Origin of the sequence: Anaerobranca gottschalkii DSM 13577, from assembly GCF_900111575.1 — a bacterium.
In the GTDB taxonomy this organism is placed as follows: domain Bacteria; phylum Bacillota; class Proteinivoracia; order Proteinivoracales; family Proteinivoracaceae; genus Anaerobranca; species Anaerobranca gottschalkii.
Genome location: NZ_FOIF01000003.1, coordinates 1 through 21,266, shown reverse-complemented (window position 1 = coordinate 21,266; position 21,266 = coordinate 1). Strand labels below are relative to the sequence as shown.

General features: G+C 33.6%; 17 protein-coding genes. 5 read left to right on the top strand and 12 right to left on the bottom strand.

Translation table 11 applies throughout. The features are described from left to right. Positions 1 to 123 precede the first annotated feature (123 nt). A complete protein-coding gene (locus BMX60_RS01690) occupies positions 124 to 1,314 on the top strand; it encodes an FprA family A-type flavoprotein (RefSeq protein WP_091348410.1) in 1,191 nt (396 codons plus the stop codon). 56 nt (positions 1,315 to 1,370) lie between these two features. Here BMX60_RS01690 and hisS read toward each other — a convergent pair whose 3' ends face one another. The 11 genes from hisS to BMX60_RS01635 form a co-directional block, all read right to left on the bottom strand. After that, complete coding sequence (gene hisS, locus BMX60_RS01685) at positions 1,371 to 2,600, bottom strand: histidine--tRNA ligase (protein ID WP_091348407.1); 1,230 nt, start codon at positions 2,598 to 2,600, stop codon at positions 1,371 to 1,373. Positions 2,601 to 2,723: 123 nt separating this feature from the next. After that, entirely contained in the window at positions 2,724 to 3,674 is a 951-nt protein-coding gene (locus tag BMX60_RS01680) for an ABC transporter ATP-binding protein (RefSeq protein ID WP_091348405.1), read from the bottom strand. An 11-nt stretch (positions 3,675 to 3,685) separates the two neighbouring features. After that, positions 3,686 to 4,663: an ABC transporter ATP-binding protein gene (locus BMX60_RS01675; protein ID WP_091348403.1), complete on the bottom strand. Its 978-nt coding sequence runs from the start codon at positions 4,661 to 4,663 to the stop codon at positions 3,686 to 3,688. A gap of 27 nt (positions 4,664 to 4,690) precedes the next feature. Then, entirely contained in the window at positions 4,691 to 5,599 is a 909-nt protein-coding gene (locus BMX60_RS01670) for an ABC transporter permease (protein ID WP_091348400.1), read from the bottom strand. A gap of 30 nt (positions 5,600 to 5,629) precedes the next feature. Next, on the bottom strand, positions 5,630 to 6,556 hold the full coding sequence (nikB, locus tag BMX60_RS01665) for a nickel ABC transporter permease (protein ID WP_091348399.1): 927 nt from the start codon (positions 6,554 to 6,556) through the stop codon (positions 5,630 to 5,632). A 136-nt stretch (positions 6,557 to 6,692) separates the two neighbouring features. Beyond that, positions 6,693 to 8,198: a glutathione ABC transporter substrate-binding protein gene (locus BMX60_RS01660; protein ID WP_091348396.1), complete on the bottom strand. Its 1,506-nt coding sequence runs from the start codon at positions 8,196 to 8,198 to the stop codon at positions 6,693 to 6,695. 255 nt (positions 8,199 to 8,453) lie between these two features. Continuing rightward, a complete protein-coding gene (locus tag BMX60_RS01655) occupies positions 8,454 to 9,677 on the bottom strand; it encodes a BaiN/RdsA family NAD(P)/FAD-dependent oxidoreductase (RefSeq protein WP_091348394.1) in 1,224 nt (407 codons plus the stop codon). Continuing rightward, positions 9,670 to 11,808 (bottom strand): SF1B family DNA helicase RecD2, encoded by a 2,139-nt coding sequence (gene recD2 / locus BMX60_RS01650; RefSeq protein ID WP_091348391.1) that lies wholly within the window; start codon positions 11,806 to 11,808, stop codon positions 9,670 to 9,672. The genes BMX60_RS01655 and recD2 overlap by 8 nt, the downstream gene beginning before the upstream one ends. 64 nt (positions 11,809 to 11,872) lie before the next feature. Further along, positions 11,873 to 12,388, bottom strand: coding sequence for a sigma-70 family RNA polymerase sigma factor (locus BMX60_RS01645; RefSeq protein ID WP_143055887.1), 516 nt, complete (start codon positions 12,386 to 12,388; stop codon positions 11,873 to 11,875). A 214-nt stretch (positions 12,389 to 12,602) separates the two neighbouring features. Beyond that, positions 12,603 to 13,616, bottom strand: coding sequence for a threonine aldolase family protein (locus BMX60_RS01640; RefSeq protein ID WP_091348387.1), 1,014 nt, complete (start codon positions 13,614 to 13,616; stop codon positions 12,603 to 12,605). Positions 13,617 to 13,689: 73 nt separating this feature from the next. Continuing rightward, the gene (locus tag BMX60_RS01635; protein ID WP_091348384.1) at positions 13,690 to 14,274 is read right to left on the bottom strand and encodes a LysM peptidoglycan-binding domain-containing M23 family metallopeptidase; all 585 of its coding nucleotides are present in this window, start codon (positions 14,272 to 14,274) and stop codon (positions 13,690 to 13,692) included. Positions 14,275 to 14,437: 163 nt separating this feature from the next. On the opposite strand from BMX60_RS01635, the gene BMX60_RS01630 reads away from it, so the two are divergent. The 4 genes from BMX60_RS01630 to BMX60_RS01615 all read left to right on the top strand — a co-directional run bounded on the left by BMX60_RS01630 (position 14,438) and on the right by BMX60_RS01615 (position 20,305). After that, positions 14,438 to 16,498, top strand: a complete 2,061-nt coding sequence (locus BMX60_RS01630; protein WP_091348382.1) for a methyl-accepting chemotaxis protein — start codon at positions 14,438 to 14,440, stop codon at positions 16,496 to 16,498. Positions 16,499 to 16,585: 87 nt separating this feature from the next. After that, positions 16,586 to 18,118, top strand: a complete 1,533-nt coding sequence (locus BMX60_RS01625; protein WP_177159649.1) for a spore germination protein — start codon at positions 16,586 to 16,588, stop codon at positions 18,116 to 18,118. Next, entirely contained in the window at positions 18,118 to 19,227 is a 1,110-nt protein-coding gene (locus BMX60_RS01620) for a GerAB/ArcD/ProY family transporter (protein WP_091348376.1), read from the top strand. Before BMX60_RS01625 ends, BMX60_RS01620 begins: the two co-directional genes overlap by 1 nt. Further along, on the top strand, positions 19,211 to 20,305 hold the full coding sequence (locus BMX60_RS01615) for a Ger(x)C family spore germination protein (protein ID WP_091348372.1): 1,095 nt from the start codon (positions 19,211 to 19,213) through the stop codon (positions 20,303 to 20,305). Before BMX60_RS01620 ends, BMX60_RS01615 begins: the two co-directional genes overlap by 17 nt. 326 nt (positions 20,306 to 20,631) lie before the next feature. Here BMX60_RS01615 and BMX60_RS01610 read toward each other — a convergent pair. Further along, positions 20,632 to 21,266, bottom strand: a 635-nt coding sequence (locus tag BMX60_RS01610; protein ID WP_143055886.1) for an ABC transporter ATP-binding protein, incomplete at its 5' end; no start/stop codon positions are given.

Below are 21,266 nucleotides of genomic sequence, written 5' to 3'. Positions count from 1 at the left end.
ACACCCCTTCTCCCTTATATTAAATTTAGTGAAAACAATAATATTTAACCTTGTAATTTGGAAAAATTAATATATAATGTTTAGTAAGTAAGAATAATTACTAGTTGACTTAGGAGGTAGAACATGTATAACTGTGTGGAAATTCAAAAAAATATTTATTGGGTAGGAATAAATGATAAAAGGTTAGAACTATTTGAAAACCTCTGGCCTTTAGAACATGGTGTTTCTTATAATTCATACCTAATTTGTGATGAAAAGGTAGCATTAATTGATACAGTAGCTGAAGGAAATTACGAATATTATTTAAAAAAAATCCAGAGTATCATAAAAGATAGGAAAATAGATTATTTGATAGTTAACCACATGGAACCAGATCATTCAGGGGTTATCCCAACATTAGTTAGGAATTTTCCTGATATCAAGATAGTAGTTAATAACAAAACCCTAGATATCCTGAAAAATTTTTACCAGCTAGAAGACAATTTACATTTGGTAAAAGAGGGGGATGAATTGGTACTGGGTAACTATAAACTTAAGTTTTACCCTATACCAATGGTCCACTGGCCAGAATCCATGGTCACCTATGAAGAAACTACTAAAACTTTATTTTCCAATGACGCCTTCGGTAGTTTTGGCTCACTAGATGGCGGAATTTTCGATGATCAACTCCATTTAGTCTTCTTTGAAGAAGAAATGCGCCGTTATTATTCCAATATCGTAGGGAAATACGGAGTTCCTGTTCAAAATGCTTTAAAGAAACTTTCTTCTCTGGAAATTAAATGTATCTGCCCTTCCCATGGCCCAATTTGGCGAACCAATCCCCAAAAAGTTATTTCCCTCTACAATAAGTGGAGTTTATGTGAAAGTGATAAAGGTGTAGTCATTGTCTATGGTAGCATGTATGGCAATACCGCTAAAATGGCAGAGACCATAGGTCAATCTTTAGTTAAACATGGGATAGAAGATGTAAAAATTTACGATTCTTCTAAAACACATCTCTCCTATATTTTAAGGGATATATGGAAATACAGAGGATTAATAATTGGAAGCTGTGCTTACAACAACGGGATGTTTCCCCCCATTGAGAACCTGACAACTAAATTACTACAATTAGGGGTAAAAAATAGATTACTAGCCCTATTTGGAAATTATAGCTGGAATGGCGGCGGTGTAAGTAATCTAGAAAAATTTGCTGAAAAAAGTGGTATGGAGCTTGTAGGTCAAAGTGTTGAAGTTAAAAGTTCTCCTAAGGAAGAAGATTTAGAAAAGCTAAGGGAATTAGGTAAACTTATGGCAGATAAACTCAAATCTTAAAATTAAAGTTTAATTAAAATTATAAGCCCAATAGTTTGGGCTTATATTATTTCAACTTATTGGACTACAATTACATCATGAAATCCTTGTTTGGTAAAGGCGCTAATTTTTTTTGAAATTTTATTAGGATTAACACCTACTATTGAAAATATAGATGCTATATGACCCTCTTCTATATACTTTTGGGCTAACTCTTCAGCTTTTTCCAGTTTTTCATATTCGCCGACTAAAATAGCTACTTTCTTACCTTTTCCTGGAATTTGGAATCCCCTATCTTTTAAAATTTGAATAATCCTCTCAAAACCTATGGACATCCCTACAGCGGGAATAGATTCCTTCTGAAACTTGGTTAAAAGATTATCATATCTTCCACCACCGGCAATAGAACTACCAAATTCATCACTAACTATTTCGAAAATAGGCCCTGTATAATAACCCATTCCCCTAACCAAAGATGGTTCAAATTCTATATTATAATCCCTTCCTACAGCTTCGATAATTTGAGCTAATTCTTTAGCATAGATACTGTCAAAGGATTGTAGACCTTTAGTTTTCAAATTGGTCAATGTAGTTAACAATATCTCTACTTTTTCAGAAGAAACCCCTTTACCTATTAGTTCTTCCTTTACCCCTTGTTCTCCAATTTTATCTAATTTGTCTAAGGAAATACATACTGTCTCAAAGATTTCATCTAAACCTACCGCTTCTATAATTTCTCTAAGTAAACGGCGGTCATTGATCTTTATTCTAGAATTACTAAATCCTAATTTTCCTAAAGCTAAAGCCACAGTTTTTAAAATAGTAATTTCCGCAAAAATACTATCATCACCAATAATGTCGATATCTGATTGAATAAATTGCCTATATCTTCCCTTTTGAGGTCTCTCTGCCCTGAAAACATAACCCATTTGAAAGGCTTTAAAGGGATTTTCTAGTTCATTGCGATTTTTAGCATAATACCTGCTAAGGGGTAGAGTTAAATCAAATCTTAAGGCAAGATCGCAAAGATCATCGGGATTTACTCCTTCCCCAAGTTCTAGTTTTTCGCCCCTTTTAAGGATCTTAAAAATTAATCTCAAATTTTCTCCCCCATCACTATTAGTCATGAGGTCGATATTTTCCAACATAGGGGTCTCTATTTCATTAAACCCCCTAGAAATATATGTATGGCGAATAACATCTTTAACATAGTTTCTTAACTCCATATCATTGGGCAATACATCAAAGGTGCCTTTAGGCGGTAAAGTACTGAATTTCATTGTATCAATTCCTTTCTTTAACTCCATTTTCTATCCTTTATATTATAGATTAACCTTTTTAATGAATTTTTTCAAGGGGAAATGATTATTAATAAAAAAATCGCAGCCCTCCTAGTAGCACTAGGTAAGGCCAGCGATTATAATGGACTACTACTTCACTAAATGACATGCTATAAAATGTCCGTTACCGACATCCCTTAATTCAGGATTTTCTTTGAAGCATCTGTCAGTAGCATAATTACACCTTTTTGCAAATCTACAACCTGGTTCTGGGTTTATAGGAGATGAAATTTCTCCTTTTAAGATAATTCTCTCCCGTTTACGGGTCAAGCTTGGTACAGGAATAGCTGAAAGAAGTGCTTGGGTATATGGGTGTAGAGGATTTTTAAATAACTCCTTAGATGAAGTTAATTCCACTACTTGTCCTAAATACATTACCATAATATTATCAGAAATGTGTTTTACTACTGATAAGTCATGGGTAATGAACATATAGGTTAAACCAAATTCCTCCTGCAAATCTTGCATTAGGTTTAGAATTTGTGCCTGAATTGAAACGTCTAAAGCAGAAACCGGTTCATCACAGACGATAAATTTAGGATTTACTGCCAATGCCCTGGCGATACCGATCCTTTGCCTTCTTCCTCCATCCAACTCATGGGGATAAGAATTATATAGCCTTTCGGCCAGACCTACAGTTTCCATAAGTTCTGATACCCTTTGATCTAATTCTGTTTTGTTTTTAACTAGTTTGTGGATTATTAACGGTTCAGCGATAATCTCACTGACAGTCATCCTTGGATTTAATGAAGCAAAGGGGTCCTGGAATATAATCTGCATTTCTTTTCTTAAATTTCTTAGTTGGCGTCTGTTGTATTTTCTAATATCATTTCCTTCAAATAAAATTTCCCCATCGGTAGCTTCTAATAGCCTTAATACTACCCTACCAGTTGTAGATTTACCACAACCTGATTCACCAACAACCCCTAATGTCTCTCCTTTGTTTATAAAAAAGTTAACATCATCTACCGCGTGTAATAGACCATTTTTAACTTTAAAGTATTTCTTTAGGTTTTTTACTTCCAGTAATTTTTCAGCCATTTTACCACCTCCTATGCTTCTACAAGGCCTTGATAGATCAGACATCTTACCTTATGACCATTACCTAGATCTGTAGTAGCAGGCACTTGCTCTTTACAAATATCCTTAGCCTTTGGACATCTTGGATGGAATGGACATCCCGATGGTAAGTTTGTTGGATCTGGCATCAATCCTTTAATAGGATTTAAACGTTCAACATCTTCTTCTATATTAGGAATTGATCCAAATAATCCTATTGTATAAGGATGTTTAGGATTGTTATATAAATCTTCGATTGATGCATATTCAATAATTTCACCAGCATACATAATAGCAACTTTATCACACACTTCAGCAACGACCCCTAAATCGTGGGTTATTAATATCATTGCAGTATTAAATTCTTCTTTAAGCTTTTTCATCATTTCCAGTACTTGGGCTTGGATAGTAACATCTAGGGCAGTAGTAGGCTCATCGGCAATAAGGAGCTGTGGATTACATGCTAAGGCAATGGCTATAACTACCCTTTGTTTCATACCACCGGAAAATTCGTGGGGATAGTTGGAATGTCTTACACCTGGAATTCCAACGAGTTCTAGCATTTCCTTGGCTTTTTCCAATGCTTCTTTATCATTTAATTTTTGATGGATCTGGATTACCTCTGCAATTTGTTCCCCTACTGTCATAACTGGATTTAAGGAAGTCATAGGGTCTTGGAAAATCATTGAAATTTTGTTACCTCTAATTTTCCTCATCTCTTCTTCAGAAAGCTCTAATAAATCCTTACCTTCAAAAATTATCCTGCCACCCATTATTTTCCCTGGGGGGTTTGGTACAAGTCTCATTATCCCTAAAGCAGTAGTTGTTTTACCAGCTCCCGTTTCACCAACTAATCCCAATGTTTCTCCACTGTTTAGTTGAATATCTATACCATTAACAGCTTTAACCGTTCCATCCTCAGTAATATAGTGGATTGTTAAATTTTGAATATCCAACAATTTTTCCTTCATTATTTCCACTCCCTTCTTCCTCAATTTCTACTGCTTTAACTTAGGATCTAAGGCATCCCGTAAACCGTCACCTAATAAGTTTAAAGCTAAAATTGTTATCATAATTGTCAATCCTGGGAAGGTAGTAACATGCCATGCATCCCTTAAATATGCTCTACCACCAGATAACATAGACCCCCATTCTGGAGCAGGTGGCTGAATACCTAAACCGATGAAACTCAACCCTGCTGTAGAAAGAATAGCACCGGCAACTCCAAGGGTACCTTGTACTATAACGGGAGCTAAGGAGTTTGGTATAATGTGTTTTAAAATAATAGTAAAGTCATTGGCACCAATTGCTTTGGCAGCTTCTACAAATTCTTGTTCTCTGATAGATAATACTGATGCCCTTACAATCCTTGCATAGGAAGGAACTGAAGAAATACCTACCGCTAGCATCAAGTTAAATAAGCTAGAACCTAAAGCTGAAACAATGGCAATAGCCAACAATATACTAGGAATAGCAAGGAAAATATCCATAGCCCTCATTATAATGTTATCAACTCTTCCGCCGTAATAACCGGCAATAGCACCTAAAGAACCGCCGATGAAAATAGCGATACCAACAGCGACAATACCTACTTGCAGTGATACCCTAGCTCCATGGATAAGTCTAGCAAAGATATCCCTTCCAAACTCATCTGTCCCTAACCAATGCTCCCTACTTGGACCTTGTAATCTATTTGAAAGATTTTGCTTAATTGCCACTTCTTCGTAAGGAGCAATGACTTCTGCAAAAACTGCTAATAAAACTAGGATCAATATTATAGCAAGACCTAACATAGCCATTTTATTTTTAACCATTCTTCTAACAACTTCCGCCCAAAGACTTCTTTTTTTAGTTTTTTGCTTTGGACTGATTCCAGTATTTGGTGTTTTCACTACCACATTATTCATCCTTCAAACCTCCTTCTTTGTCAGATTACATTACTTATACTGAGACTTAATTCTAGGATCTATAAAGGCATAAAGGATATCAATTGCTAAGTTGACAATACTAAAGGTAACTGCAATGAAAATAACACAGGCTTGTACCATTGGGGTATCCTTTTGCCTAATAGCTTCTACTAACAATCTACCAATACCTGGCCATGAAAATACTGTTTCTGTTAAAACCGCCCCACCTAATAGATAACCAAATTGTAAACCAACTACTGTAATTACAGGTATAAGGGCATTTTTAAGGGCATGTTTAATAATAACTTTATTTTCAGCAACACCTTTTGCCCTAGCAGTTCTGATATAATCTTGACGAATAACCTCTAACATAGATGAACGGGTCATCCTAGTAATAATAGCTGCGGCACTGGTACCTAAAGTAAGGGCTGGTAAAATAATGTGTTGAAAACTTCCATATCCAGATGAAGGCAACCATCTTAAATTAACAGCAAAGATTAATATTAACATAAGCCCTTGCCAGAAATTAGGCATAGAAACACCTAATAGTGCAAAAAACATACTTACACTATCGAAAATGGAATATTGTCTTGTTGCAGAAATTATACCTACAGGAATACCGATGATTATAGCAATTAACACTCCAAAAAAAGCTAATTGTAATGTTGCAGGAAATCTACCAATTATTTCTGGTACTACTTCCTTTTTAGAAATATATGACCTTCCAAAATTTCCCCTTGCAGCATTACCGATAAATCTAAAATATTGAACTAGAAAAGGATCATTTAACCCCATTTCTTCCCTTAAAGCTTCTACTGCTTCTTCAGGTGCATTTTCTCCTAACATCATCTGAGCTGGGTCCCCTGGGGTCATATACATAATAGAAAATACAATAAAGGTTACACCAAGTATTACTGGTATCAACATCAGCAACCTCTTCAATATATACTTAGCCATGTTTTTCCTCCTTCCGGTGATTCCTTTCTTTACTTTAAACTGGTAAATAACCAATTATAAATTTTCTCAAATTTCACCTAAAACACTAAAGTGAGACCTTAAAGGTCTCACTTTAGATTTTTAGTTTTTAAAAACACTACTTACTTACACCAAATAAACTGTGGTGACCTGCTGGATGAAGTTTGAAACCTTGAACTTGTTTATTTAAGCCAACATTTTGGGTTGAGTAATAAAGTATAGCCGCTGGAGCTTCTTCAACAATGATTTCTTGAGCTTCATGGTATAATCTTTCTCTTTCCTCAAAGTCAATAGACACTCTAGCTTGATCTAAAATTTCATCAACCCTTGAATTTTCAAAGAAGGTTCTGTTACCAGCTCCACCTTTTTGGGTACTGTGATATAGAGCGTATAATCCGTAGTCAGCATCTCCAGTTACAGTTACCCAGCCTAGAATAAACATATCATGTTCTCCTCTTGCTGTTCTATCTAGATATGCACCCCATTCTAGAGTCTCAATTGTAACATCTATACCTACATCTCTTAATTGAGATTGAACTATTGTAGCAATTTGTATCCTTACAGGGTTATCATTAGTCCAGATAGTTGTTTTAAAACCGTTTTCAAAACCAGCTTGTTTTAGAAGTTCTTTAGCTTTTTCTACATTGTACTCACTTTCTTTTATATTTGGGTTAAAACCAAATACTTGTGGAGCAATAGGCGAAGTACCAATTTGACCTGCACCATAAAGTACAGCATCAATGATATCTTGTCTATTGATTGCATAGTTAATAGCTTGTCTTACTTCTTTGATGTTGAATGGTTCTCTATTCATGTTAAATCCAATATAAGCCATTGATAAAGATGGTTCTTCAATTAAATTTAAATCAGGATGGTCAATTACTTTTCTTTTATCAATTGGTTCAATATCATAAGCAATATCTACTTCACCGGTTTCAAGGGCTATAGTTCTATTTGTCCCTTCAGTAATATTTCTAAATACTACCCTTTTAACTTTAGGTGCACCGGCAAAGTGATCTTCAAAGGCTTCTAGAGTAATTCTGTCTCCTGATTGCCATGAAACAAATTTAAATGGTCCAGTACCTACTGGTTTAGTACCATAGTCATCGCCTGCTTCGGTAACAGCCTTCTCATTCAAAATAGAAGCAGCTGTATGGGCAAGGTGAGCTAAAATTGGAGCGAATGGTTCTTTCAAATTAATTATAACTTTGTAATCTTCTGGAGCTTCTACTGATTCGATAAAAGATACAATGTGGGCTACTTGTCCAGAAGCAACCATTCTGTCTAAAGTAAACTTAACATCACTAGCCTTTAATTCTTCTCCGTTATGGAATTTAACCCCTTGTCTTAAGGTAAATTCCCAAGTAAGCTCGTCAATTTGTTGCCAGTCTGTTGCTAAACCTGGTACGATGTTCATGTTTTCGTCCATTACTACTAATGTGTTATAAATTTGCTTCATAACCCTTGAAGAAGGTTGGTCATTTGTAGCATGGGGGTCTAAACTCCTAGCATCTGCACCTTGTGCTACAATTAAAGTATCTGGTTCTCCTGCCTGTTGTCCACATCCAGTTAATGCTACGGCAAATAGCATAACTACTACTAAAAGAGACATAATCTTTTTCATTTACAACAATCCCTCCCATAATTTTTATATAACCATAAGTTATTAACCTAACGGGGTTAATAACTTAAAAATAATCAAGGTTTTTAATTGTTTTAATATTTTTAAACTTATATTGTATTTTTTTCTTTTTGTAAATATATTCTTTTCTTTTTTTATATGATAATATACATCTTTCATATTGTCAATAAGAAATAATTTGAAAACTTATCTAAATTAAATTAAAAAAATACCCCATTAAGGGGGTAATCAACCTTTTTAACAACTGGTTCCTGCTAAATATCCAGTAGAAAAAGCTATTTGCAGATTAAATCCCCCTGTGTAGGCATCGACATCTAGTACTTCACCGGCAAAATATAAACCCTTTACTAACTTTGACTCCATTGTAGAGGGATCAACTTCCTTTACATCTATTCCTCCAGCAGTAACCATTGCCTCAGAAAATCCCAGAAGGTCTATAGGGGTTAGAACTATATTTTGTAAAAGTTTAACTAAGTTGTTTCTCTCTCCTTTAGAAATCTGATTTACCCCTTTATCTGGGGGAATTTCACTTAGTTTAACAATAACTTCAACTATTCTTTTAGGGAGGAAACCTTCTAAAGAATTGATAAATATTTTCCTTGAATTTAAGGCAAAAAGTTCCTGAATTTTTATATCTAATTCCTTCTCTTCTAAATTGGGAAATAAGTTTAGTGAAATTTGATGCCCACCTTCCTTTAAATCCCTTATATGTCCACTAACTGATAATACTAAAGGACCGGAAATTCCATAGTGGGTAAAAAGGATTTCACCTATATCTTTAAAAACAGATCTTTTATTTTTCCGAAGGGATAATTCTACTCCCTTTAAAGCTAATCCCTGAAGCTCCTTTACCCAAGGTTCTTTAATTACCAATGGGGTTAGTGCAGGTTTAGGTTCAATTATTTTATGCCCTAATTTTTCAGCTATTTTATATCCATCTCCAGTAGATCCTGTTTTAGGATATGACTTACCCCCCGTTGCAATGATAACACTATCACAAAGGATTTCGGTACCATCTTCTAACAGCACCCCTTTAACCCTCTCATTTTCAGCAATTACAGACTTTACCGATGATGAATATATAATTTTTACTCCATTGTCTTCAGCATACTTTTTTAAAGCTAAAACTACTTCGGCAGCTTTATCGGAAAGGGGAAATACCCTTCCTCCTTTTTCTTCCTTTGTTTTAACCCCTAATTTATGAAATAAATTGATTAAATCATAATTAGTAAAAGTGTATAATGCACTGTAAAGAAATTGACCATTGTGGACTACGTTTCTAATATGTTCCTCTATATCACAGGTGTTGGTAATATTACAACGCCCATTCCCTGTTAATAGAAGTTTTTTACCAACTTGCTTATTCTTTTCTAAAAGGATAACTTCAAACCCTCGGTTAGCAGCGGTGGCAGCTGCCAAAAGTCCTGCTGGTCCTCCTCCTACAACTATTACTTTAGCCATTTTGAGATGTTAACCTCCCTACAAGTTTTGTATTTCTTTTGATAATTTTATTATTTTTAACTGCCATTGCCACTGCCTTTTTACTACCGACAATTACCATTATTTTTTTTGCCCTGGTAACACCGGTATATAAAAGGTTTCTTTGGAGCATCAAAAAATGTTGGGTAGTTAATGGCATTACTACTATTTTGAATTCACTACCTTGACTTTTATGGACAGTAGTAGCATAGGCCAAAACTACTTGATCTAATTCTGTTACATCATAACTAACTATGTTGTTATCAAAGGTTATCCTTACAACTTTGTCTTCTGTATCAATGCCTGTGATTTTACCAATATCACCATTAAAGACATTTTTATCATAATTATTTTTTATTTGCATTACTTTATCCCCTAATTTATATGTGATACCACCGTGTTTTATTTGAATAGGGGATTTATTTAAAACACTTTGTAATACAACATTTAAGTTAGCTGCCCCCGTTTCCCCCCGTTGCATTGGACAGAGGACTTGGATATCATCGATAGGATTTACCTTGTAATACTTAGGTAATCGAGTGGTACATAGGCTTTTAATTTGTTCCACTACCTTTTCCGGTTCTTCTTCATCAATAAAAAAGAAATCACTGCCTTTGCCACTATTTAATTGGGGAAATTGACCTTTGTTAATTTTATGGGCATTGGTAATAATGGCACTACCTTGGGCTTGGCGGAAGATTTTAGTCAGTTTAACAACATTGACAACTCCAGATTGAATGATATCATTTAAGACATTTCCCGGTCCTACAGAAGGGAGCTGGTCCACATCCCCCACCAAGATTACCACAGTATCATCCTTCACTGCCTTTAATAAATTGTACATTAATACAATGTCTACCATAGAAGTTTCATCGATTATTAAAACATTACAATCTAAGGGGTTTTCACTATTTTTTGCATATCCCCCCTGGGGCTTATATTCTAAAAGGCGGTGGATTGTTTTACTTTCAAGGCCGGTAGTCTCTGTCATCCTTTTAGCCGCTCTACCTGTTGGAGCTGCTAATTGAACTTTAGCACCTAAACTTTGGAATCCTTTAATAATTCCTAAAGTAGTGGTAGTCTTCCCTGTTCCCGGTCCCCCTGTTAATACCATAAATTTAGATTTAATTGCCATTTTAATTCCCTGTCTTTGTACTTCATCATAGGATATCCTATGTTCCTTTTCTATCCTCTTAATAATTGGATCTACATCTATTTGCTCATAGGGGCTTTTTCTTTCTATAATTTCCCTTATTCTTTTAGCTACCCCTAACTCACTATGATAGAGGGGAGGAAGGTAAATGGCGCCATCATCTAATATTATTTTATTTTCTTCAACCATTGGTCCAATATATTTTTCTAATATACCTTCCTCTACCCCTAATATTTCCTTTCCTTTTTTTATAAGTTCATCAAAGGTGGCATAACAATGACCTTCATTTGCCAATTCATTTAATACATATATTAAACCTGAACTACATCTTGGATATGAAGCTTCTTCAAAGCCCATTTGTCTGGCAATTTTATCTGCTGTTTTAAACCCGATTCCCCAAATATCATCGGCTAGGCGGTAAGGGTTTTCTTTCACCACTTCTATGCTTTCATCTCCATAAGTTTTATATATTTTTACTGCATAAGTTGCGGAAATTCCCTGACTTTGTAAAAATACCATGACATTTTTAATTTCTTTTTGTTCTTGCCATCCTTTTTTGATCATTTCCACCCGTTTTTGTCCTATACCTTCAACCTCTAACAGCCTTTCTGGGGTATCTTCGATTATCTTTATAGAATCTTCTTTGAATTTATCGACAATCTTTTTTGCATAGACTGGGCCTATCCCTTTAATTAAACCACTTCCCAAATATTTTTGAATACCATAGGTTGTTGCAGGTAATAGTTCTTGATAATCTACTACTGCAAATTGTTTGCCAAACTTTGAATCTACTTTCCAATGTCCAGATAATTTTATAATTGACCCTATATTAACAGAGGCTAAGTTACCTACCACTGTAACAAGGTCAGGGGAATTTTTCACTTTTATTTTTATTACTGAAAATCCATTATCCTCATTTTGATAAGTAATTCGTTCTACAACACCAGTTAAATATTCCATATCACCACATCCATAGTAAAATATTTATTTTTTATATTCGTGAAAAATCCCCTTATTCCTGCCTTTACTTCATCAATTTCCTTAATCTTTGTAAGCCCCGCTGATGATATTTAGCAACAGTTGAATAGTGAATTCCTAAAAAGACCGCTATTTCTGACATAGAAAGATTATAGAAATATTTTAAAGTAATTACTTTATGCTGCATTGGCGGAAGTTTTTCAATTGCCATTTTTAACCGCTGGTACTCTTCTTCCATAATAATCCCATTTTCCAATACCTTTTCTGGACTATTTTCGTCGACTATATAAAAGTCCTCAACTAAAAGGGGCTTTTTATTATTTTTCCTCACCCATTCCTTAACTACTCCCCGAATCCTGGCCATGAGAAAACCATCTAATTTCCCCTTTTTAGGGTCAAATTCTTCTAGAGATGTTAAGATTTTAACAATACACTGTTGATAGACGTCTTCCTTGTCTACCTGGGGAATTTTGTACAGATTGATAAAATAATAAATTCCCTTTTCCATGGATTTAATGATTTCCTCTTTATTCATATTTTCTCCTTTTTGTTGACTAGCCAACGGTTTATTCCTAGGTAAGACTATTATTCCATAGTTACCATTTTTGAACAAACATACGTTCTATAATTAAATGAGGAGAAAAAGAGGAAAATTATCTAAATTAATAAATTAATAATGATCATTTCCCTTGAAATTGTTACTTTTTATTAAAGAATCTCTCTACTTTTAAAAAAATCCCTCTATCTAGCCGTATTGGTAAGATAGAGGGATACCTTTATAAATCCTGTAAAAATGCTGTTACTCCTTCTTCCTTTGTCGCCCAAGATGTTACTAATCTTATTGCTGAAGTTTTATCATCCACTTTACTCCATAGATAAAAATGGTATTTCTTTGCCAATCTTTCTATTACTTCATTGGGTAATATGGGAAAAATTTGATTAGAAACCGGCGGAGTTAAAAACCCATAACCCTTTTTTTCTATTCCTTCTTTCAATTTTTCTGCCATTATGTTGGCATGTTCTGCCAATTTAAAGTAGAGGTCATCTTTAAATAATTCTAGAAACTGAATTCCTAATATTCTTCCCTTAGCCAGTAAAGCTCCCCGTTGTTTCATGTAAAAGCGGAAATCTTCCTGTAATTTCCTATTGTTAATTACAATCCCTTCCCCTATTAACGCTCCATTTTTAGTGCCACCTATGTAAAAGACATCGGTTAATCTTCCTAAATCCTCTAATGTTAAATCATTTTCTTTAGAACAGAGGGCAGAGCCTAGCCTTGCTCCATCTAAAAATAAGTAGAGGTCATTAGTTTTACAATATGAATAAATATCTTCTAATTCCCTTTTTTTGTATAGAGTACCAATCTCTGTAGTATTGGAGATATACACCATTTTAGGTTTTACCATATGTTCATCTACATGTAATTCAACTACTTCCTTAATTTTATCTACCGTTAATTTGCCATTTTCCCCTTTAACAGTATTGATTTTATGACCTGTGGCCTCTATAGCCCCTGTTTCGTGGATGTTGATATGGCCAGTTTCGGCAGATATCACCGATTGATGGGGTTTTAAACTTGCAGATATTACTATCAAATTAGCTTGGGTTCCGCCACAAACAAAATGGACTTGGGCATGGGGATTATTGACTTTTCCCTTGATAATTTCCCTGGCTAGCTGGCTATATTTATCTTCACCATAGCCTTCATGCTGCTCTAAATTAGTTTCCATCAAAGCTTTCAAAATGGCGGGATGGGCTCCTTCACTATAATCATTTTTAAAACTATACACTTTAATCACAGCTCCTTAACAATTTTTATACTATTATATCATAATCAGAGCTGCGTCAATAATATATCCCCAATTAGATAAGAAACATTTTAGGATCAGTGTGGGCATTTATTCCTATCATTCCCCCTCTGGGAGTATTGATTTGATAGTGTAAATGGGGACCTGTACTTTTTCCAGTGGAGCCATTTAGTCCAATAACATCTTCTTTATTTACCCTCTCCCCCACTTTTTTAAACCTTTGCTGAAGATGGGCAAAGAGGTGAATATAGCCACCTTGGTCTTCTATACCAATTAGGTTTCCCCAACCATTGTAGTAACTGGAATAAATGACTTTCCCTTCAACAGGGGTAAAAATTTCTTCTCCCAATGGCTTCCCAGCAAAATCTATGCCTCGGTGAAAGGCATTACTACCAGTAAAGGGATCCCGCCTGATTCCATAGTCAGAACTTATTATCCAACCTTTATTTAAATAAAACTCCACTACTCCTTGACCTTCCCCCTTTACTCCATCTACTCCTCTTAAAAATATTTGTTGACCTGGATAAATTAAATTTGGATTCTTAATATCGGGATTTAATTCCAATAGCCTTTTAAGGGTTAAACCATTATTTTTAGCGATTCTATACAATGTATCTCCTTTTTTCACAGTATAAATCATAAAAATCCCTCCCAAAAAGTTAATTTCAACCTCTACAATGCAGTTATCTTTTAAAATTAGCCCAAAATTTAACAAAAAAATTACATTACTAAAACATTGTTATAAAATTTTTTTGGTATTCTTTGGCTAAAGTCATTGTAAAATTTTTGTGGGAGGAGTTATCTTGAAAAAATTTACTATACCGGTATTTTTAAAACTATTAGTGATATGTATTATTCTCAGTATTTTTCCATTAATATATTTAGGGCAAAGGACTATTTCTTTAGCCCAAGATATTATGGTTCAAGAAGTAACTAATAACATTATTTCTATTAGGGATGCTAAAAAAATTCAGCTGGAAAAATATTTTGATGAGAGGAAGGCAGACCTTATCACCCTTTCAACTAACCCTGCGATCCAAAGCTTTTATACTCAACTAAATGAAGCTTATAATAAAGGAATTGATAGTCTCCCTTATCAAGCCCTTAAAGAAACTTGGGATCCATATTTTCAAGAGTTTCTTAATCTGTATGGATATAAAGAAATTTTCTTTGCCAATGAAAAGGGAGAAGTTATTTATATCGCCACAAGGACAAATGAGCTAGGAATTAATTATTTAGAAGATAAAACTACCGTTTTATCCCATGGAATTAGATATGGTCTAAGGGAAATTACCTTTGTAGATTTTAGTACTTATCCTGAAACCGATGATTATACCGCCTTTTTATCAGCTCCAATAAATTCAACGGAAGTTGGTGTTATAATATTAGAACTTGATCATAATCAAATTACTGAGATAACTAAACAAGAAACAGGACTAGGAAATAGTGGTGATATATATTTAATTGGTAATGACAAGAGAATGAGAACAAACTCAAAACTAACTGATATCAATGACAGTGGTTATACTATAGTAAACACATTTCAAGCTAATCGTTCCATATTAGGTGTAAAGGAACATGATTTCACCGTTGATTTTCGCCAAGTTCCCGTTCTATCTGCTTGGACTGATATAAATGTTTTTAACCACCGGTGGGGACTTATTGTTCAAGTAGATTTAGAGGAGATTATGCTTCCAATTACTAGACTTAAAAATGGATATAGAAACATCCTATTGTTCTTAATAATTCTCAATCTAATTACTTCTACCCTTTTTGGCATTTATTTAACCAGACCTATCACTACTTTAAAAAATGTTATCTCTGATATCGCCAACTCCCGGGGAGACTTAAGGAAAAAAGTACATATAAAATCCAGGGATGAAATTGGTCATTTAGCTAATTCAGTGAACAGACTAATCGAAAATACCAAAGACATGGTAGCAAAGATTAAGGATATTTCTTTAGTTGTTGGAAATAAATCTAAAAATTTGGAGGAAGGAGCAAAGTTTGCCACTCAAAGTACAGAAGAAATTTCAGTATCAATACAAAAAAATGCCGATATCAGTTCAGAAATGGTAGTTAAGGTTGAAAGTATCAATAGTTTAGCTGAAGATTTTAAAAATCTATCTCTAGAAACTCAAAAAAAAGCTGAACTTTCCTTAAAGGAAACATTAGAACTAGTATCTATGGTAAATAGTTATCAGCAAGAAATGGCTGCTACTGAAAAACAATTGGAAAGTTTAGTATTAAAAATAGAAGAGACAACAGTTAAAATGCATAACCTAGATGAAATAAATGGAAAAATAAAGGGGATTGTTGAGTTTATTCAAAGTACTTCCCAACAAACAAATTTATTAGCTTTAAATGCTGCTATTGAAGCGGCAAGGGCTGGAGAAGAAGGTCGAGGTTTTGCCGTTGTTGCAGAAGAAGTAAGAAAGTTGGCAGAACAATCTAGAACTGCTTCTGAAGAAATAATTTCTTTTGTTGAGGAAATATTTAATAAAACAGAAGAAGTAAAAAATGATGTGGAAACTAACAAAAATATGGTTATTGCTCAAAAAAATCTAATGGAAAAATTGAAAGTAGGTTTTTCTAACTTTGTCCAAAAAACAGAGGAAACGAAAAAGGCTAGTAATCAAATAGTGAGAATAAGTGATACACTAAAGGAAAAAAGTAGTATTATCAATGATAATGTAGAAAAACTTTTAATAGCCTTTCATGAGATAGCTTCTAGTAATCAACAAATAGCTTCTAGTACTGAAGAACAAGTTGCTTTAATGGATGAAGTTTTAAAAGCAGCTATAGATCTTCATTCCCAATCCATCGAATTAACAAGTTTAGTAGCTGGTTTTATTATAGAATAAAGAGAAAAGGTACCTTCAGGTACTTTTTTCTTTTACGTATAGATTTTTCCAGTTTTATAAATAATAAGTTTAAGGGAGGTGAGATCCTTGTTTAGGAAAATAGGTAAACTGTTTACCCCCAGAAAAACACAAAATTTCTATAATAAAACTTCTAAAAAAAACAAATTAACAGCCGATCTAGTCACTAATCTAAATACACTAAAAGAAAATATTCTATTTGATTGTAATGATGTTAAATACAAAGATTTATACATTAATTTTTCCGATGGACAGCTTAAAGGAACTTTAATTTTTGTAGATGGTCTTGTCGAAAGTGAAATTATTAATAGAGATATAATTAATCCTTTATTAACTAAATTTATACATTTTCCATTATCTCGATTAAAAACTGTCTCTCAATTACAGTATTACATTCCTGTTGATGAGGTAGAGTCCTTAGATACTTTTTCTGATATTCCTAGAAGACTATTTTCTGGAGATAGTATTTTATTAGTAGATACCTTCAATAGTACTTTAGTTTTAAATACCAAAGGTTTCTCTGATAGAGGTATTGAAGAATCAAAAAATGAACATATAATCCGGGGACCTAAAGATAGTTTTATTGAAAATATAAGAACTAATACTAGTTTGATTAGAAGGAAATTAAAGGACCCTAATTTAAAAATTAAAGAGTTATCTATCGGAGAAAGAAGTAAAACTACAGTAGCAGTTTTGTACATAGATGATTTAGTTCATAAAGATTTTTTAAATAGTACTATTGAGAGATTAAATAATATTAAAATTAATGGTATTTTTGAAACTGCTTACTTAGAACAATACTTAGAAAATAATCCTTATTCCATCTTTCCCCAAATGCAAACAACTGAAAGACCTGATAAAGTTTGCTCTTATTTACTAGAAGGAAAAATAGCTATTTTTGTAGATGGGTCTCCCAATTGTCTTTTACTTCCCGTAACTTTGTCCCAACTCTTTCAATCACCGGATGATTATTATGAGAGGGTCCTCTATGGTAATTTTTTACGGATAGTTCGCTATATTGGTTTTTTTGTAACCACAACATTACCAGCTTTTTACGTATCTTTAACTACTTTTCATCAAGATGTATTGCCATTAAATTTAGCCATCACCATAGCTAAGTCAAGGGCAGAAGTTCCTTATCCTCCCTTAATTGAAGTTTTATTAATGGAAATAGCTATTGAGTTTTTAAGAGAAGCAAGTGCAAGACTACCTTCCTCTATAGGCCAAACCATTGGTATAGTAGGTGCTATTATATTAGGGGATGCAGCGGTAAAGGCAGGCTTAGTAAGCTCTGTAATGGTAATTGTAGTTGCAACTACAGCAATTGGTGCTTATATAGTTCCATACTACAGTGCTACATATGCCCTCCGTTTTATCCGGATACCATTGATTTTGGCGGCCTCTGCCTTTGGTGCCTTCGGTATGGTGATGGCATGGTGTTGGATTTTAGCACACCTCTGCCGTCTTTCATCTTTTGGCCATCCCTATTTATTCCCACTAAGTCCTAGTGATCCCAGCTTAGTGACAGATGCTGTAACAAGAAAACCCCTTTATAATCAACAAACTTCACCAAAAACCAAAAGGAAAAGAAGGGCAAAATAATGTTCAATAAGTATAATGAAGGAGAAATTACCTCTACACAATTCTATATTCTAATCGTTAGTTTTATCATTGGTACTGGTATCTTAACCCTTGCTACTTCTGTTTGCCAAGTAGCAAAGCAAGATGGTTGGATTTCTGTTTTAATTACCGGTATATTTGTCAGCTTATTTACCTATATCTCCATTTTTGTAGCTAGCAGATTTAAAAATCTGTCTTTTCTCCAATATTCCAGTTACCTACTTTCAAAACCCATAGGTTTTTTGATTTCATTTAGCTATTTTATCTATGCTATTTTAATGAGTGCAGCTTTATTACGTTCTTTAAGCGAAATGGTTGTTACTTGGTTCTTACCAAGAACCCCAATATATATCACAATTTTAATAACCCTAATAACAGTAGTAAATATAGCTAAAGATGGCATGACTTTTGTAGCTCGCTTTTGCCAAGCTATTTTTCTTCTAATTATTCCTTTAGTTCTTTTACTCTTTATTCCTATAACAGAAATTTCTTTTATCAACATTATGCCTATAGGTGGGGCTGGGATTAGTAAAATTTTAGAAGGAACAATCCCTTCTTTTTTCTCCTATGCAGGGTATGAGATGACTCTCTTTCTATATCCTTTTATTGCTAATAAAAATAAAAATATAGCTAAAACCAGTAGTTTATGTATTTTGTCTATAACATTACTATATACTTTCCTAATCATAACTCAAACAGCCCTTTTTGGACCTGAAGAACTACAAACATTGATGTATCCTACCATAACCTATTTAGATGTAAAAGATGTGTTAATAATCGAGAGGATAGAAATAGTCTTTAGCATCCTTTGGATTTTTAAAGTTCTAACTACAATAATTATTCAATTTTATTTAGCTACACTTCAATTACAAGCTCTGCTAAATACTAAAACTAATAGTATTTTTGCCTATATCTTAACTCCTGTGGTTTTTATTCTTACCCTCTATCCTAGAAATGTAATGGAATTAAATCTTTTTAAAGAAAAGTTAAGTTACTATAATATATTTATTGGATTAGTCCTCCCACTAGTTTTATTGATAATGATTTATATTAAAGGGGAAGGGATAAATAAAAATGGCAAAAAAATTTAACATCATTTTATTATTAATCTTCACTACTTTTTTTCTCACATCATGTTGGGATGCCCGTCCCATAGATCAATTGTATTTAGTCTTCGGAATAGGAATTGATACTTCGGAAAATGACCAATACTTAGTCACCATAGTAGCTCCTACCATTGATCCCCAAGCAGAGGCAAAAAAAATTGAAATTTCCAGTGTAAGTAATTCTTTACGAAATGCTCAGGATAATATTCAAAACAAAGCTTTTAGGAGAATTACTTTTAATAACACAAAGCTCTTTGTATTAGGGGAAGATGCAGCTAAAGAAGGTATAGCTAAACATATAGATACTATAATTAGAGATCCAGAATGTAGAGGTACCTCTAGAATATTAGTAACAGAAGGAAGGGCTGTTGATTTATTAAACGTAGAACCAGAGTTTACCTCATTAGTAAGTTTATATATCTATGAACTTTTAGAACAAAGTTTTTTTACCTCTACCGTCCCCTTTACTACTAGTAGACAATTTTATAATGAGTATTTAACTAGTGGAATAGAACCAATACTTCCCTATGTAAAAAAAGGAAACAGAGAAGATGAGTATATAATCAATAGTACTGCTTTATTCAAAGGAGATAAAATGATCGGAGTTTTAACCCATGATGAAAGTATAGCACTCTCTATTTTAAGATCTTCCATTAGTGACGGTTTTTTAACAGCTAAAATTGAAGATGGAGAATATTTTACCTTAAGAAGTACAGGGGGTAAAAATAAAATCAAAATAGACATAAAAGAGGATAAAATTATAATAACCCATGAAATTAATATTAAGGGGAATATTACCGAATTAACCTGTCAAAGATCTTTAGATGAAGATTTTATCAAAGAATTAGAGGGAATATTAGCATTTCAAATAAAAACAATGTGTGAAAAGGTTATAAATAAACTCCAAAATAAGTATATAGTAGATAGTGTAGGATACGGTAGATATGTTAAAGCATATCATCCTAATATTTTTGATAAAAAGAATTGGAATAAACAATTTAGTGATGCTGAAATTAAAATCACTGTAAAGGTAGATATTATATCATTAGGTACTATAAAATAAAGAGAAAAGGAGCAAATTTTTGCTCCTTTCAGTTTGTAGACAAAGTCATTTTTTAAAGGCTGTGGTAATTAAACATTCTAACAAAGTCTCCGTCGAGATTTAAAGCTTCTATCTAAAAGGGAAGAAGGGTACCGCTCTAATTCGCCGTCCATGGCTCAATAGAGCTTTCGGAACGTCCTGTTCCTCACCCCTTTTTCCTTTTATCTAATCAGCTCTTAAATCTATCTCCTCAACTTAATCGTATCTTTGTTTAATTACCACAGCCAACGGTGACTTTGTTTATAGTTTGTCTTCAGTCTGAAAAAATCTTTTATTTCCCTCATCCTTTAAATTGCAATATTTTTGAATTGAATATTATAGAGCTTATAATATACTCCTTTTTTTGCCATTAAAGTATTGTGATCTCCCATTTCTACTATTTGTCCTTTATCTATTACCATAATTATGTCGGCATCCCTAATGGTACTTAACCGGTGGGCTATGATAAAACTTGTACGGTTTTTCATCAGTTCCCACATTCCCCTTTGTACATAAATTTCTGTCCGGGTATCTATATTACTAGTGGCCTCATCTAATATTAAAATTGCCGGATCTGCTAATATTGCCCTGGCAATTGCAATTAACTGTTTTTGACCACTACTTAAGTTGCTCCCACTTTCAGATAATATTGTATCATAACCTCTAGGTAATTTTTTAATAAAATTATGGGCATAAGCTAGTCTGGCAGCTTGTTCTACTTCATGATCTGTTGCCGATAATTTCCCATATCTGATATTTTCCCTAATTGTTCCAGAAAAAAGGTAAGTATCTTGTAATACAATACCAAAGGATTTTCGCAAACTTTCCCTTGTATAGTTTTTTATATCCTGCCCATCAATTAGTATTTTCCCCCCATTTATTTCATAAAACCTTGTTAGTAAGTTAATTATAGTAGTTTTTCCTGCACCTGTTCTTCCAACAA